The organism is Oceanobacillus caeni (assembly GCF_042678465.1).
Lineage (GTDB): Bacteria > Bacillota > Bacilli > Bacillales > Amphibacillaceae > Oceanobacillus > Oceanobacillus caeni.
The window spans coordinates 1-14,945 of record NZ_JBHTKV010000002.1; the positions used below are offsets into that span (position 1 = coordinate 1).

Here is a 14,945-nt window from a genome sequence, read left to right on the forward strand (position 1 = left end):
AAACTGTTTAGTCTTATTTGGAGAAAACCGTTTACTTTTATTTGTGGAAAACTGTTGAGTCTAGTTTAGCAGTTACAACTTTTTAAGTTTTTATTTGAATACTTATATGGTAAATTGTATATTAAGTAATATCAAGAAGTAAATGGAGGGAAATATTTTTTGACCATAATTATTAAGCAATTTCCCTCCAGAATCTATATCAACGTTTAACATATAGCTCTAGAAACTATATGTTAAACGATATTTGTTTAAAGATGATGCTCAATCACTTATAGCATATGTCTTCTCAAAAATTATATAGATGTAAAGTCTTTCTAATTTAAGTAATAAAGTAATAATTATGTTAAAATTGTTATATATGGAAAATTTTTATAATGATAAGTAGATTTTTTCAACTTATTATTTTATACTAATGATGGTAACAGGAGGGGTAAAAGTGAACGAATTTGAAAATAATCCACAATCAAAACATAGTAATGATGTTGTAGATTCCATCAAGGGATTTGTTGGCTCATTTGTTTTCTTCGTAGCCATTTTTGCAATTGGAGTTATTATTAGTGTAGTAGCAGGTTAATAAACGTATCGTTTGGAAAAGAGACTGAATAACAGTCTCTTTTTTCATGGTTTAGGAATTACAAAATTTGCTGCATATGGATAATTATTCAGAATAGGCCACGTCCGGCTCCAGCGCCTTTGTTCTTTTTTTAAAATCGGTGCTTAAAACCATTACTCGCTATTATAATATGGCAAAGTAGTTGAAAATGTTCCAGAATTTCCATTAAAGTGATATTGAACGGCACCATGCTCATCTGTTCGAAAAATAATGGTTTCATTATCCTTAATTCTTTGAATGATTTCATCGGATGGATGTCCATAACGGTTATTTTTCCCAACAGAAATTAAAGCGACCTTGGGATTAATTTGATCTAAAAATTCTGCGCCTGTTGATGTATTACTACCATGATGACCTACTTTTAACACATCTGCTTTTAAATTGGGATAATTTTTAATTAAATTTTTTTCCGTTTCTATCCCCATATCCCCGGTAAATAACCATGTTAAACCCCCAATTTCTGTAAACAATACGACAGAATTTTCATTCGGATCATTGGCATTTTTTAACGGTCCAAGGACATGGAACGGATGACCTTTTATATTCAGCACGTCTGAACCTTTGACCTTTACTATTTTCTTATCTTTCCATTGTTCCTCTTCTATTTCATAATAAGCATGCACATAAATTCGATCTACATCCATCTCCTCCACGATAAATGGCGCACTTCCGACATGGTCTAAATCTTCATGGGTTAAAATTAATGCATCTACTTTTTGAATGCCTTGTAAATATAAATATGGTTTAATAATTCGTTTATAGATATTTTCGCTAACTGTACCATCAGAGAAGGAAAATGTAGCTCCAGCATCTATCATGATGACACCTTTTCGATAAGGTAATTCAATTATATAAGCGTCACCTTGACCAATATCCAACATCGTCACCCTTCCCTCAGGAGATAAATAGGGTTTTGCTACAAGTAAAAATAACAACAAAGTGATTAATATTCCTATTTTAAATCCCTTTATTGATTCATTCCATTCAACTTCCATCATCATTATTAGAAAGAGAATAAAATATAAACAAGTTATACTTATAGAAAATGTACCAATTACCCATGGGGTATCGGCAATTTTATCAAACCAGAAAATAAATTGTAAAACAAATTGATGGATGAACGTAAAAGCTTGATCTAAAAATTTAACAATAGGGAAGGGTAATAATGTAAGGGGAAGTAAAATATACATAAATGGGATCACAAATAAAGAGAAATAAGGAATAATTATAACATTTAATATAATGGATAACGGTTGAAAAAAAGAAAAATAATTAAATTGTAAAGGTAAAATGATCATTTGTGCGACAAAACTTATTTTCAAAGCTTGCATGAAAGGGTTTTTATCGTCGGATAGCCATCTTCCGGAAAGTAAAATACTAAACGTAACTAAAAATGAAAATTGGAACCCAACATGATAAATTAATAAAGGATCCCATACAATCAATAGAATGAAAACGATTGCTAGTACGTCTGTGACACTATATTTTCCCTTTGTTTTAAGGAAAAGAATAAATATAATAGCCATGATACTAGCACGCCATATCGATGGTTCTCCACCTGCCAAAATAGCATATATAGGCATAAAAAAAATAACAAACCATTGAGCTTTTTCCTTCGTTATAATGGACAATTTAATTAATACGAAATACATGAAGGTAAGTAAGATTGACACATGTGTACCTGAAATAGCGATAATATGCGACAGGCCCCATTTACGAAACAATTGTACCGATTCATCATCTAAAGATGAATCATCTCCAAGAACTAGAGAGTTTAGCCACGAAGCACTAAACGGTGTCAATTCATTTTGAATATTAGCAAGGAGCTTGGAACGTACGGAATATAATTTATCGAGAAATTTAAATCCGTCACAATGAATATGATTCATGGAAGATAACGTTATTTGTACATCAATTCCCTGTTTCTTCAAGAAATCCCGGTAATCAAATTCTCCTGGGTTTCTCCCTTCATTCGGAATTTCTTTCTTTCCATTAATAACACAGGTTGCACCATATTTTAAAAAATGAGTAGAGAACTGTTCTTTTTCATTAGGAAAATAAATCACAACTATTCTCTCTCCTGTAATGGACTCTTTAAGAATAAATTCGACTTTCTTGTCGTTTTTGTCAATGGGACTTATTATCTCTCCATATATTGGGTTAGGGGTTATAGAAGTCTCTTCTTCGGAGGGTAATGTACTTGTTTGCGGGTAGTGAAGCAGAAAAAATACGAGGAAGGTTAAGGAAACAATCACATGAAGTTTCCTTAATCGCTTCAAATAATATAAAATTCCTATCCAGATCAAAAATACTATAATAAAAAGAAAATGATGATAATGAATAAATAATATAGCACATATTGCAGCAAATGCAACGATATGCCAGTAACCTTTCATCCGCTCACCCTATTCTATTTTTTCATAAACAGTCTTTGTGCTTGTTCTTTTATCAAGGTTATTTCTTGCTCGTCTCTATCGGTATTACTTTCCAACTTATGGATTAATTCATAAACAAATTCATTCTTTTTCTGAAAATTAGTGTCGACTAATAAATAGTCTAGTTCGACTTTTCTCGTCTTAACACCAGCTTCTTTAAATAACGTTATTGCATATTCATTATTATGATAATCTTCTGCATAGTAAACATTCTTAATCCCACTTTGTATAATTTGCTTACAACATTGCAAACAAGGAAAATGTGTTACATAAATATCTGCGTTATCCGTAGGTACTCCGAATTTAGCGCATTGTAACAGTGCATTAGCCTCGGCATGAACGGTTCTTACGCAATGGCCATCTACTACAAGACACCCTTCATCAATACAATGAACGCCTCCTGAAACACTTCCATTATAACCACCAGCTATAATACGTTTATCCCGTACAATGGTAGCACCTACCATTAGTCTTGTACATGTACTTCTTAATGAAAGAAGATGACTTTGAGCCATAAAATATTGATCCCAAGAAATTCTATCCATATATATCCCCTCTATCTGTAATGTTACATGATAAGTTTACATTTCGTTACGAAAGCCCGTCAATCATCATTTTGAAAACCACCCGCTAAAAAGGCTGTCGTTCAAAAAAATGATTACGGAATTTGAATATTATCTTTCATGTTTTCTAACGTTTTTTCACCGATACCAGAGATTTCAAGTAAATCCTCCACAGTTTGAAATAATCCAAACTCTTCCCGATGTTGAATGATTGCTTGTGCTTTAGAAGGTCCTATGCCAGGTAAACTCTCAATTTCATCTTGGGTGGCGTAGTTTATTCTAACTTTACCATCCATATTACCACTTATAGTTTCCGCAGCCTGCCCCGAATCCACAGTAAAATCTGGAAGTTCCGGTACCATTATAATCATTTCATCGTGCACCTTTTGTGCTAGATTAACTTGTGACTGATCCGCATCTTTAGTTAATCCACCAGCTTTTTCGATAACATCTTTCACTCTATTTTCTGCATTCATTTCATAAACTCCTGGTTGTTCAACAGCACCTTTTACGTCTACATATATTGTATCTTGCTGGGATGCTGCATCATTTAAAACTTCTTTCATCGGAACTTCACTATTTAACGTAGAAGCTGAAGTTATTAATTCTTCGTCTTTTGGTATACTTTCGTCTTTAGAGAAGAAAAAGATAAAAATAATGACAATGGAAATTAAAATAAAGAAGGAACTCTTTTTGAGAAGATCTAACAAGTGGAACCACATCCTATTTTTATTATTAGAGGATGAGAAAGGATAGAACGTGGGATATACATAACAATATTCGACACCGAATAGGAATTTCCTTTAAAAAAACACGAGATTAATTAAAAATCTCATGTTTTTTCTGCAACAAAGAAAATTCTTTCTGATTGGTCATGTAGATGTTCCGGTTCTAAAGAAAAATCCGCATAAACCTTGACGTTGGTAAATCCCACTTCTTTTAGTGTTTTTTTATAAAACGAAATGGGATATGTCCGCTCATGATGATACTCATCAAATCTTACATATTTACCATTATCTAAGACAAAAAAAGTTAAATCGTGAAACATTTCCCCGGTTTCCTCACCCTCGGAGCAAAACCAGATATAAGACATATCTTCTAATACGTCAGCAAAGGTTTGATTTTTATAATTTTGTTCCACTTGAAAAATAGAATGAACGTCAAATATAAACATACCACTTTGATTTAAACTGTTATATGTTCGCCTGAATACCTCTTTAATTTGAGCTTTATCGGTAATATAATTTATGACATCGCAATAACTTATAGCTAAGTCTATACCTTCTAGACCTTCCATTTCTGTAAGATCTTGATGTAACCAAGTGATAGAAACGTTTTTTTCGTTTGCTTTACTTGCCGCATACGTTAACATATCTTCTGAATAATCTAACCCAATTATTTCAAAACCTAGCTCTCTCAACCTAATTGAGATTTCTCCAGTTCCACAACCTAAATCAGCAATTCGTTTTATTTGACGATCTCCTAGAATACTTTGTGTAAAATGAACCCACTCATCATATGGTGCATCTGCCATAAATTTATCATATACATATGCCATTTGTTTATAAACCATAACTTATCCTTTAAGTTCAATCTCCAAAGGTAATTTTTCCGCATCGCCCCATAAACGTTCAAGATTATAGTAGTTTCGTTCCTCTTTGTGGAATACATGACAAACAATATCTCCTATATCTACTAAAATCCATCTAGCTTGTTCGAACCCTTCCATTCGTTTTACATCAATGCCCATTTCATCCATTTTATCTTTAATTTCTCGTGCGATTGATTGTACCTGTCTTTCATTATTTCCATGACAAATAACGAAATAGTCAGCAACAAGTGATACATCCTTCATGTCTAAAGCAATAATATCCTCTGCTCGTTTATCATCACATGCTACTGCAATCTTTTGTACAATTTCATTACTTTCCATATATTCCATTACCTCCGTTTGTACGTTTAGTTAAATCATTATATGCATAAAATGTATCAGGGTATATTGTTGCATTTTTTTTCATTAAAAAAGAAATGGTATTTTTAGATGCCATCCAGCAAGCTAGAGCTAGATCTTTTTTTGCGGTTTCACGAACATCGACAACCCCAGGAAAATCTCTACCAGGTTCTATATAATCAGCTAGAAAAATAATCATTTCCAACTTACTCATATTTGCCCTTCCAGTCGTATGTGAATAGATTGCTTGTTTAATTTCACCATCATCTATTCCATACTCTTGATCAATTAAAACGGATGCCACAGGACCATGCCATAGTTCATGATGGAAATTTAACAAATCTTTTGGCAAAGATGTCGTTTTAATAATCCTTTTCATTTCATCTAATGATCTGTACTTACAATAATCATGAAAAACAGCTGCTAATTCTGCTTTCTCTATAGATTCATCGTATAATTTTGCCAAATTTATTGCCGTATCTTTAACTCTAAGTGTATGTTCGAATCTTTTTTGAGTTAAATGAGGCTCTACTATCCGTATTGCTTCATCTATTTTCATACAATTTATACTCCCTAATATAACGATATACAGGATCTGGTAACATATATTTTACCGATCTCTCATTAAAAATTCTCTCTCTAATCATGGAAGATGAAATATCCACCATTGGTATATCTACTGTAATAATTGGATAAGAAGTTTCCAATTTATAACCAAATCTCTTCACACCAATAAAGCGAATTAATTCAATTAATTCATCTATCTTATACCAATTTGGTAAATATTCCACCATATCTGCACCAATGATAAAGCAAAATTCATGGTCAGAATACTTCATCTTTAATTCTTTTATAGTTTGAAGGGTATATGACTTCCCTTTTCTTTCCAGTTCTATTGTGTTTAATTTAAAATATTCATTGTCACGTATTGCCAGATCCAACATATTTAAACGATCTGATGCATCTATTTTTGATTCGTCTTTATGTGGTGGTGTATAAGTTGGAATAAACCAAATTTCTTCTAATTCCATTGCAATACGAACTTCTTCTGCAATCCATAAGTGACCTAAATGAGGTGGGTTAAACGTTCCACCTAAAATTCCAACTCGTTTCATATTTATGGTAACTCCAACTGTTTATTTTCCTTTGACTCTTTATATAAAACAATATTATTTCCAATGATTTGGACTAATTCGGAATCAGTTCCATCTACCAACTGTTCGGCAACTGTATTTTTGTCTTCCACGCAATTTTGTAAAATACTAACTTTTAATAGTTCTCTCTTTTCTAAAGCTTCACCAATTTGCGTTATCATGTTGTCATTAACCCCATCTTTTCCAACTTGAAAAATAGGCTTTAGATGGTGTGCTTCAGATCGTAAAAAACGTTTTTGTTTTCCTGTTAACATATTATCTTCCTTCCAAAACTTGTTGTAATTCTTCATCCATATTATTAATATCTACACTTAAACCTGTCCATATTTCAAATGCATATAAGGCTTGGTATAAAAGCATTGTATGGCCATAATGAATTCTTGCACCTAAATTTTCAGCTTCCTTAAGGAATTTCGTTTTAATTGGCTGATATACAATATCACTTACAATTACATCTTTCTTTATAGAGTTTAAATGAATAATAGTGTTTTCCGTAGTAGGTTTCATACCAACAGAAGTTGTTTGAATTATAATATCATATTTCAATAAATTATTTTCTGCCTCTTTAAGCGTTAATATGTCTGTATTCGTTAATTCACTTCTTAGCTCTGCGATTTCCCATGCTTTCTCTGTTGTTCGATTCGCTATATCGATATTAACATATCCTGCAAAATCTAAACCACAATATATGCCACGAGCTGCTCCGCCGGCTCCTAATATTAAAACATGTTTAGACTTTCTTTCCTTCGTCAATTCTGGATATTTTGTTTCTAAAGCACGAACATAACCGGTAGAATCTGTATTATAACCTATCCACTTTCCATCCTTATTTAAAACGGTATTAACCGCCCCAAGTGTCTTAGCATTCTTATCTAACGAATCTAAATACGGTATGATTTTTTGTTTATATGGAACAGTAACATTAAATCCATTTAATTCTTTATTATTTTTCATTTCCATTATTTTTTCTTCAAACGAATGTTGCGGATCTATTTCATTAATTTCATAAGTACCTTGTAAGTTAGCCTTGCTTAAAAAGCGTTCATGTATCCATGGTGATAATGAATGCTGTATTGGATAACCAATTAGTTGAAATTGTAAAGACATTGTTTCTCCTCCAGCCCCTCTATATCATTTAATATCTAAATTAAAGAATTTCGTTTAGTTACTGCTACTCCCTTTGGACTATGCGCTCGAACAGTCGCACCCTCTCCAGACAAACTCACCCAACCTAATCCTGGAAATACGATGTCTGTTTTTTCTCCAGCTACTTTAAACGTACTTTCCGTTAGCTCAGGCAAAATTTCTAGCGTTTTACTATTTGGTGGAGTTAATAAATCCCCTAAATGCTTGCTGTATAAGTTATTAGCATTTTCCAGTTTTGTTCGATGTATTTCTAATAAATTGGAAAAATAACAGATAAATGATTGTCTTTCACCCTTTATGAAATCCAATCGAGCTAATCCACCAAAAAACAAAGTTTGTCCACTATTTAACTGATAGACCTTTGGTTTTATTTCATTTTTTGGTGTGATTATTTTCATATCTTCCTCAGAAATGTAATGAGAAATTTGTTGCCTATTAACAATTCCAGGTGTATCAACTAATGATGTTTTCTCATCTAAGGGAATTTCTATAAAACCTAATGTCGTTCCAGGAAAATAGGAGGTTGTAATTACGTCATTAGCTCCAGTTGACTGTTTGATCAAACGGTTTATGAAAGTTGACTTTCCTACATTCGTCGTTCCAACAATAAATACATCTTTGTTATTGCGATAATGTTCTATCTGACCTGATAACTCTCCTATTCCATGGCCTTTTTTGGAGGAAATTAAGAAGACATCTAAAACTTTAATCCCAGCATCTTTCGCTTGGGATCTCAGCCACTGTATTAATTTTCGCTGATTCGTCGATTTAGGTAAAAGATCCACTTTATTACCAACTAAAATAATTGGGTTATCACCCGTTATACGCGGTAAACTCTTGATTAAACTTCCATTCACATCAAAAATGTCGATAAGATGAACTACTAACCCATTTGCATTCCTAACAGAACTAACCATCTTTAAAAAGTCATCATCCGTTATGGAAACATCTTGTATTTCATTATAATGTTTTAAACGAAAACACCTTTTACAAAGAATGTCTTCTTTCCCTAATGATGATTTTGGCGTATACCCTGGTTTGTCTGGACTTATCGTTTGAATTTGTGCCCCACAACCTTGGCAAAATATTTCTTCCAACTCTATTCCTCCCAGCTGATTTTCCCTTGATTTCTTAACTTTTTCAATATAATACGTTCAATTTTTCGATTTATCCTTGTAATCTTCCCATCAGTTTGGACAATTGGAACAACTAAAATAGTATATAAACCTGCACTATTTCCTCCAAGAACATCTGTTAAAACTTGATCGCCAATGACAACAATCTCTTCTTTTTTTAAGCCCATATTTTTTTGAACTTTTTTAAATGCTCGCTTTAATGGCTTCCTTGCACTATAAATAAATGGCGTATCTAATGGTTCTGAAAAAACCTTTACTCGATCGACATTATTGTTTGATATAATCGTTATTTTAATATCATGTTCCTTCATTAAGTTAAACCACTCGATTACTTCAGGTGTCGCATGTTCAACATCCCAAGCTACCAATGTATTATCTAAGTCGGTAATAATCCCCTTGATTCCCTTATCTTTTAATGATTCAGGTTGGATATCGAAAATACTTTTTACATACTTATTTGGTAAAAATCTACTTAGCACCTTATTTCTCCTTATCGTGTTTTAAATATAATTGTTGCTCGTCGCTTTATTCAAATTCTTCTCGTTAACGTTCATACAGCTAATTAAGAAGTAATACACTAATCCTACAATAATTTACCATATAATAAAAGTTCTATACTATTCCTTTTTTTGTAAAGCTATTAAAAAATTTGGCGTTCGTCATTAAGTTTGGCGAATGCTTTGTTGCACTTATACAGGAGATGAAATTTCATAATTGAAGAAAATAGAAATTATATGCTAAATTTCATGAAAAATACCCAATTTTTCGATAAAAAATCAAGAAATCGTTCGACAAATTTCAACACATTCCGAGTTGTGGATAACATTACTAACATTTTCAACAGTCGTTACACTTTGTAATACAAGGAAAAATCCATTATTACCCACAACTTATCTACAGTCCATTGTAGATAAGTTGCGTCTTGTCCTAGTTTAAGAAACATGTTAAATTATTATTAACTTAAAGTTAAGTAACTTATTATTCGCTATTAGGTTGGGCGAATGCACACCTATGCAGATTATAAAGTTTATACTTTTACTTTGACAATCTGCTAAGAGAGTATTTTTTGAAGGATGGCGCAATAAAGTATTTTTTAGGAGGGCTGCGAATGGAACATTTATCTGATGAACTACTATTAGAATCATACTACACAGCCAACGATTTAAATTTAAGCCCTGACTTCATTTCCTTAATTGAAGAAGAAATCCATAGAAGAAGTCTTTCACACAAGATTAAACGAATTAAATCTAGTTAATCCTTAACGTGAAATTCTCTTGTTAACTTTTCCTATTATCCTACCTTATTTATAAGGTAGGATTTTTTTTACAAGTATGGAAAGGTTTAAAATCTTTCCAGTTTGTTTAGGAACGATTAAGACATCCGCCCAACCTAAAGCAAGCGGGAAACTTTTTAATCGAGCCAAAATTAATGTTCCTAATTTAATTTCTATGGACAGGCACGAAACAAGCTACCGCCTCATAAAGATGTTATATAGGCAAATACCCAAGCAAGATCGATGGATTTACCACTTTAGGAGGTGCATGTGTTTGTCTGGAATATTAACCGTTCTTGCTCTTCTTGTTAAGGAAGTACTCTTTTTTGTATCCTATGTAAAAAATCATGCCTTTCCTCAACCTTTACCACCGGAAGAAGAATTAAAGTATATTAAAGAAATGCAAGATGGCAGTAAAATTGCACGTAATAAACTTATTGAGCATAACTTACGGCTAGTAGCTCATATTGTAAAAAAATTTGAAAATACCGGGGAAGATATAGAGGATCTAATCTCAATCGGTACAATAGGATTAATCAAAGGGGTAGAAAGTTTTTCATTAAATAAAGGTACTAAACTAGCAACATACGCAGCACGTTGTATAGAAAATGAAATTCTAATGCATTTGAGGGCATTAAAAAAGGTTAAAAAAGATGTCTCCCTACATGACCCGATTGGCCAAGATAAAGAAGGAAACGAGATTAGTCTTATAGATATATTAGAGGCAGAAAACGAGAATATCATTGAGTACATCCAGTTAAATATGGAAATTGAAAAAATGCAGGAATATTTTACTATTCTAGATAAACGTGAGCGTGAGGTTATCATTTACCGATATGGCTTAAACAATACTAAAGAAATGACTCAAAGAGAAATTGCAAAAAAATTAAATATTTCACGAAGTTACGTATCCCGAATTGAGAAAAGAGCATTAATGAAAGTGTTTCATGAGTATTATCGAAAAGAAAGAGATAACTCTTAAAAGACATAATGAAACTTATTCAGTGGGATTTCTTTCAACCCCACTGAATGTAGTTGAATCTGAACATTTATCACACCTAAACGGGCAGTAAGACCCCCTACATCAATCCCAAAAGAAGGTGGTGGGAGACCGACTGTCCGTAAAGATTCGATATACGACTAACCATCAATAAGATATGAAGGAACTCCCCATTAATGGTAGTCTTTTTATTTACAGTCTCTTTATCATTAACATAATTAATTCAGCAGCATGTTTAGCAGCTTTATCAAGGAATTGGTCAAAAGAGATAGATGATTCTTTCCCCGCAATATCTGATAACGCTCGAATGATAACAAAAGGTCTCCCATATTGATAACATACTTGAGCAACTGCAGCAGCTTCCATTTCTGCAGCAATCATTGTTGGAAATTTTTCCCTTACGAGTTCTACCCTTTTAGAATTATCCATGAAAGAATCTCCCGTTGCAATAATCCCTTCCGCATAATTCAATCCGATTTCTTTGATGGCTTCTATTGCCGATTGAACTAAATTTTGATCAGCTTCAAACATTGGTGGTTGACCAGGAACTTGTCCATACTCATAGTCAAATGCAGTAACATCCACATCATGATGTACAACTCTATTGGAAATAACAACATCCCCAACTTCTAATTGTTCCGAAAATCCACCCGCTGAACCAGTATTGATAACAGTAGTTGGAGAAAATCTTTCATGCATGATGGTTGTCGCCATTGCCGCATTTACCTTACCAATTCCGGATTTTAATAATACAACTTTTTTTCCTTGTAATTGACCTTCAACAAAGAAACAACCAGCAACAGTATGTTCACTTTTGTTAGTCATGTTTTCTAGTAATAAACTTATTTCTTCATCCATCGCTCCTATTATGCCGATTGTCATAAAAATGTTACCTCCATTTTACATTCGTTTACTGATATTTTTTCCAGTCATTTTCTTTTAATAATTCAATTTTTGTAGGTTGCCAACCTTCCCCATCTTTCCAAGATAGATATACACGATATACCTCTGACTGATTTGAATCCGAAACAGTAGCAACCACTTTTTGATCGCCACCATTTGCTATCCACCATTCTTGATAATTACCATCTACCAATCCTGTAGCGGATTGAATAGCATCTGTCATCTCTTTTCGATCTTGTGACCCTTCTGAATAATTTACAGTATGAGGTCCTTCTTGTTCGGTTCCAACCGGTTGCCAATCTCCCTCATATGCTTTAACTACATTATCATCTGAAGGATCAACTTCTTTTGTTGTAACCTCTTGATCCTCTTCTTGATTTTCCTCTTTATTCTCTTTATTCTCTTTCTCTAATTCTTCCCCATCATTTCCTTTATTTTCTGATGATGGATCTTCTTGTTTATTGTTCGTACTAGATCCTGTTTCGGTTGTTGTATCATTTTGTGCTTGTTCTGTTTCTTCTGTAGGAGTACTATCTCCACCACCAAACAACCAAATACTTATTAAAGAAATAAGAAGGATAATACCAAAAACGATTAAAAATGAAATTAACTTTGTGCTTTTTCGACGTTTATCATATTTATTAATACGTGAGCTTTTTTGTTCTGCAGTCACTTAAACTCCCTCCCTACTTATTCTACTATTTTATCATAATTGAAATCATTACTAATATTAAAGTACCATTAAAAAAACATGGCGTTCGCTTTAGGCTGGCGAATGTTTTAGTTACTCTGATCAAACAGGATAGAGCTTTCTGCCAAAACGAAAAGCAGGAGTAGACTTCTCCTGCTTCATTTGGCTATTCTACTTTAATTATTTTAACCTGTATGTCCCCACCAGGAGTTGATACAGTTACTTCTGAGCCAACTTCTTTTCCAATTAAACTTTTTGCCATTGGAGAATCATTTGAAATTTTTCCTTCAAAGGGATCTGCCTCAGCACTCCCTACTATTGTATATGTTTCTTCTTCGCCATTAGGAAGTTCCGCAAAAGTTACAGATTTACCTAATGACACGATATTAGCATTTGCTTCATCATTTTCAATAATAACAGCATTTCGGATCATTTTTTCAAGCTGTGTAATTCGTTGTTCAACAAACGCTTGCTCATCCTTAGCTGCATCATATTCAGAGTTCTCGGATAAGTCACCAAAATCGCGAGCTATTTTAATACGTTCCACTACTTCCTGTCTGCGATCCGTTTTTAAGTATTCTAATTCCTTTTCAAGTTTCTCTTTCCCCTCAATTGTCATGTAATAACTTTTCTCTACGGCCATTAAAAAACACTCCTTTTCGCACTAAACATATCAAATGAACGATACAAAACGTTCTAAATATTAGTAGTTATAAATATGCTAATCATAACTATGGCAGAATTCAAACAAATAATCAAGAGTTTTATTTGTTATTTTCATGCTTCTTTGATAATATATTCTCTATTTTAGAAGCCATTAAATCAATTGCGACATGGTTTTCTCCACCTTCTGGAATGATAATGTCTGCATAACGTTTCGTTGGCTCTATAAATTGTAAATGGGATGGTCTTACTTCAGTTAGATATTGTTCAATGACAGAATCCAAGGATCTACCACGTTCTTTAATATCACGTCTAAGCCTTCGTATCATTCGGATATCAGGATCCGTATCAACGAATACTTTTATATCCATTAAATTAAGTAATCGCTGATCTTCTAAAATCAGGATACCTTCGATAATGATAACATCCTTTGGTTCAACAAAAATAGTTTTATTTGAACGGGTATGTAACTTATAGTCATAAATCGGTTTGTTTATCGATTTATTGTCTAATAAATCATGCAAATGCTCTATAAGTAAATCATTATCAAATGCTAAAGGGTGATCATAGTTCGTCTTTAATCTTTCTTCAAATGGAAGGTGGCTTTGGTCTTTATAATAATAATCTTGTTCAATAACCAAAATGGTTTTATCCAAAAATTTATCACAAATAGATTTGGTCACGGAGGTTTTTCCACTACCACTACCACCAGTAACACCAATAATAACTGGTTTTCTTTTCATATGTATAACTCCTTTTATACCTTCTTACTACTAAGAGCGACTCCATCCCCTATTGGCACGATAGATGTATTAAATTCAGGGTGATTCATTAGAAAATTATTATACTTTATTATTTTTTCAACCATTTTTTCATATCGTTTAGGGGTGGCTTCGGGGTTAGCTACAAACCCTCTAAACAAAACATTATCCGTAATGATTAATCCGTCTGAATTCAACAACGGTAAAGAAAGCTCAAAAAACCGTTGATACTGGCCTTTTGCAGCATCAATAAATATTAAATCAAACTTATCGTCTGTATCCATTAATTCATTGAGTTTCTCTAAAGCATCTCCAAAAATAACATCGATATTCTTTTCTTTATTTAAAAGTTTAATATTTTGAATAGCTTGTTTATAGCGAACCTCATCTCTCTCCATTGTTACAATTTGAGATTTCGGACTTGCCTCTAGCATTCGTAGTGCCGAATAGCCAATTGCTGTTCCTATTTCCAAAATCCTTTTTGGTCTTTTAATTTGAATAATTTGCGTTACAAAATGCATACTAACCTGATCCATAATGGGAATATTATCTTCTATGGCTTGTTCTTCCAGCTCTTTAATCCAAATGTTTTTATCTGGAAGTGTATGTAACAAATAGTTATTTATTAAATCATCCATCTTAAGTACCTCTTTCAT

General features: G+C 32.9%; 19 protein-coding genes. 3 read left to right on the forward strand and 16 right to left on the reverse strand.

Going from position 1 to position 14,945, the window contains the following annotated elements; translation table 11 throughout:
- The first annotated feature begins 436 nt into the window (after positions 1-436).
- Positions 437-574 (forward strand): YqzM family protein, encoded by a 138-nt coding sequence (locus ACFQ18_RS02490; RefSeq protein WP_047183778.1) that lies wholly within the window; start codon positions 437-439, stop codon positions 572-574.
- Positions 575-726: 152 nt separating this feature from the next.
- On the opposite strand, the gene ACFQ18_RS02495 is transcribed toward ACFQ18_RS02490, so the two are convergent.
- The 11 genes from ACFQ18_RS02495 to ACFQ18_RS02545 form a co-directional block, all read right to left on the reverse strand.
- Entirely contained in the window at positions 727-3,009 is a 2,283-nt protein-coding gene (locus tag ACFQ18_RS02495; RefSeq protein ID WP_204797676.1) for a DNA internalization-related competence protein ComEC/Rec2, read from the reverse strand.
- A gap of 14 nt (positions 3,010-3,023) precedes the next feature.
- Entirely contained in the window at positions 3,024-3,593 is a 570-nt protein-coding gene (locus ACFQ18_RS02500; RefSeq protein ID WP_060669192.1) for a ComE operon protein 2, read from the reverse strand.
- 113 nt (positions 3,594-3,706) lie between these two features.
- On the reverse strand, positions 3,707-4,321 hold the full coding sequence (locus ACFQ18_RS02505) for a helix-hairpin-helix domain-containing protein (RefSeq protein WP_060669193.1): 615 nt from the start codon (positions 4,319-4,321) through the stop codon (positions 3,707-3,709).
- A 122-nt stretch (positions 4,322-4,443) separates the two neighbouring features.
- A complete protein-coding gene (locus tag ACFQ18_RS02510) occupies positions 4,444-5,184 on the reverse strand; it encodes a class I SAM-dependent DNA methyltransferase (RefSeq protein WP_204797677.1) in 741 nt (246 codons plus the stop codon).
- Between the two features lie 3 nt (positions 5,185-5,187).
- Entirely contained in the window at positions 5,188-5,544 is a 357-nt protein-coding gene (rsfS, locus tag ACFQ18_RS02515) for a ribosome silencing factor (protein WP_204797678.1), read from the reverse strand.
- Positions 5,534-6,121, reverse strand: a complete 588-nt coding sequence (gene yqeK, locus ACFQ18_RS02520; protein WP_204797679.1) for a bis(5'-nucleosyl)-tetraphosphatase (symmetrical) YqeK — start codon at positions 6,119-6,121, stop codon at positions 5,534-5,536. Before yqeK ends, rsfS begins: the two co-directional genes overlap by 11 nt.
- Entirely contained in the window at positions 6,108-6,677 is a 570-nt protein-coding gene (locus tag ACFQ18_RS02525) for a nicotinate-nucleotide adenylyltransferase (RefSeq protein ID WP_204797680.1), read from the reverse strand. Before ACFQ18_RS02525 ends, yqeK begins: the two co-directional genes overlap by 14 nt.
- A 2-nt stretch (positions 6,678-6,679) precedes the next feature.
- Positions 6,680-6,970, reverse strand: coding sequence for a ribosome assembly RNA-binding protein YhbY (gene yhbY / locus ACFQ18_RS02530; protein ID WP_060669195.1), 291 nt, complete (start codon positions 6,968-6,970; stop codon positions 6,680-6,682).
- A gap of 1 nt (position 6,971) precedes the next feature.
- Positions 6,972-7,823 (reverse strand): shikimate dehydrogenase, encoded by an 852-nt coding sequence (gene aroE, locus ACFQ18_RS02535; protein WP_060669196.1) that lies wholly within the window; start codon positions 7,821-7,823, stop codon positions 6,972-6,974.
- Positions 7,824-7,858: 35 nt separating this feature from the next.
- Positions 7,859-8,959, reverse strand: a complete 1,101-nt coding sequence (gene yqeH, locus ACFQ18_RS02540) for a ribosome biogenesis GTPase YqeH (protein WP_204797681.1) — start codon at positions 8,957-8,959, stop codon at positions 7,859-7,861.
- Positions 8,960-8,961: 2 nt separating this feature from the next.
- Entirely contained in the window at positions 8,962-9,477 is a 516-nt protein-coding gene (locus ACFQ18_RS02545; RefSeq protein ID WP_047183767.1) for a YqeG family HAD IIIA-type phosphatase, read from the reverse strand.
- 629 nt (positions 9,478-10,106) lie between these two features.
- Between ACFQ18_RS02545 and sda the strand changes: the two genes are divergently transcribed.
- Together sda and sigK are read left to right on the forward strand one after the other, a co-directional pair.
- Complete coding sequence (gene sda, locus ACFQ18_RS02550; RefSeq protein WP_047183766.1) at positions 10,107-10,253, forward strand: sporulation histidine kinase inhibitor Sda; 147 nt, start codon at positions 10,107-10,109, stop codon at positions 10,251-10,253.
- Between the two features lie 292 nt (positions 10,254-10,545).
- Positions 10,546-11,253 (forward strand): RNA polymerase sporulation sigma factor SigK, encoded by a 708-nt coding sequence (gene sigK / locus ACFQ18_RS02555; RefSeq protein WP_047183765.1) that lies wholly within the window; start codon positions 10,546-10,548, stop codon positions 11,251-11,253.
- A gap of 210 nt (positions 11,254-11,463) precedes the next feature.
- On the opposite strand, the gene mtnN is transcribed toward sigK, so the two are convergent.
- The 5 genes from mtnN to ACFQ18_RS02580 form a co-directional block, all read right to left on the reverse strand.
- Positions 11,464-12,153: a 5'-methylthioadenosine/S-adenosylhomocysteine nucleosidase gene (mtnN, locus tag ACFQ18_RS02560; protein ID WP_060667920.1), complete on the reverse strand. Its 690-nt coding sequence runs from the start codon at positions 12,151-12,153 to the stop codon at positions 11,464-11,466.
- Positions 12,154-12,181: 28 nt separating this feature from the next.
- A complete protein-coding gene (locus tag ACFQ18_RS02565) occupies positions 12,182-12,847 on the reverse strand; it encodes a YrrS family protein (protein WP_047183763.1) in 666 nt (221 codons plus the stop codon).
- A gap of 184 nt (positions 12,848-13,031) precedes the next feature.
- A complete protein-coding gene (gene greA / locus ACFQ18_RS02570) occupies positions 13,032-13,508 on the reverse strand; it encodes a transcription elongation factor GreA (protein ID WP_047183762.1) in 477 nt (158 codons plus the stop codon).
- Between the two features lie 121 nt (positions 13,509-13,629).
- Positions 13,630-14,271, reverse strand: a complete 642-nt coding sequence (udk, locus tag ACFQ18_RS02575; RefSeq protein WP_047183761.1) for a uridine kinase — start codon at positions 14,269-14,271, stop codon at positions 13,630-13,632.
- Positions 14,272-14,285: 14 nt separating this feature from the next.
- Positions 14,286-14,927, reverse strand: coding sequence for an O-methyltransferase (locus ACFQ18_RS02580; RefSeq protein ID WP_204797682.1), 642 nt, complete (start codon positions 14,925-14,927; stop codon positions 14,286-14,288).
- Positions 14,928-14,945: the final 18 nt, after the last annotated feature.

Coding starts and splice junctions, on each gene's coding strand:
- greA (WP_047183762.1), bottom strand. CDS start 13,508: ATGGCCGTAGAGAAAAGTTATTACATGACAATTGAGGGGAAAGAGAAA.
- yqeK (WP_204797679.1), bottom strand. CDS start 6,121: ATGAAAATAGATGAAGCAATACGGATAGTAGAGCCTCATTTAACTCAA.
- udk (WP_047183761.1), bottom strand. CDS start 14,271: ATGAAAAGAAAACCAGTTATTATTGGTGTTACTGGTGGTAGTGGTAGT.
- yhbY (WP_060669195.1), bottom strand. CDS start 6,970: ATGTTAACAGGAAAACAAAAACGTTTTTTACGATCTGAAGCACACCAT.
- ACFQ18_RS02500 (WP_060669192.1), bottom strand. CDS start 3,593: ATGGATAGAATTTCTTGGGATCAATATTTTATGGCTCAAAGTCATCTT.
- rsfS (WP_204797678.1), bottom strand. CDS start 5,544: ATGGAAAGTAATGAAATTGTACAAAAGATTGCAGTAGCATGTGATGAT.
- ACFQ18_RS02495 (WP_204797676.1), bottom strand. CDS start 3,009: ATGAAAGGTTACTGGCATATCGTTGCATTTGCTGCAATATGTGCTATA.
- ACFQ18_RS02525 (WP_204797680.1), bottom strand. CDS start 6,677: ATGAAACGAGTTGGAATTTTAGGTGGAACGTTTAACCCACCTCATTTA.
- aroE (WP_060669196.1), bottom strand. CDS start 7,823: ATGTCTTTACAATTTCAACTAATTGGTTATCCAATACAGCATTCATTA.
- sda (WP_047183766.1), top strand. CDS start 10,107: ATGGAACATTTATCTGATGAACTACTATTAGAATCATACTACACAGCC.
- mtnN (WP_060667920.1), bottom strand. CDS start 12,153: ATGACAATCGGCATAATAGGAGCGATGGATGAAGAAATAAGTTTATTA.
- ACFQ18_RS02510 (WP_204797677.1), bottom strand. CDS start 5,184: ATGGTTTATAAACAAATGGCATATGTATATGATAAATTTATGGCAGAT.
- ACFQ18_RS02580 (WP_204797682.1), bottom strand. CDS start 14,927: ATGGATGATTTAATAAATAACTATTTGTTACATACACTTCCAGATAAA.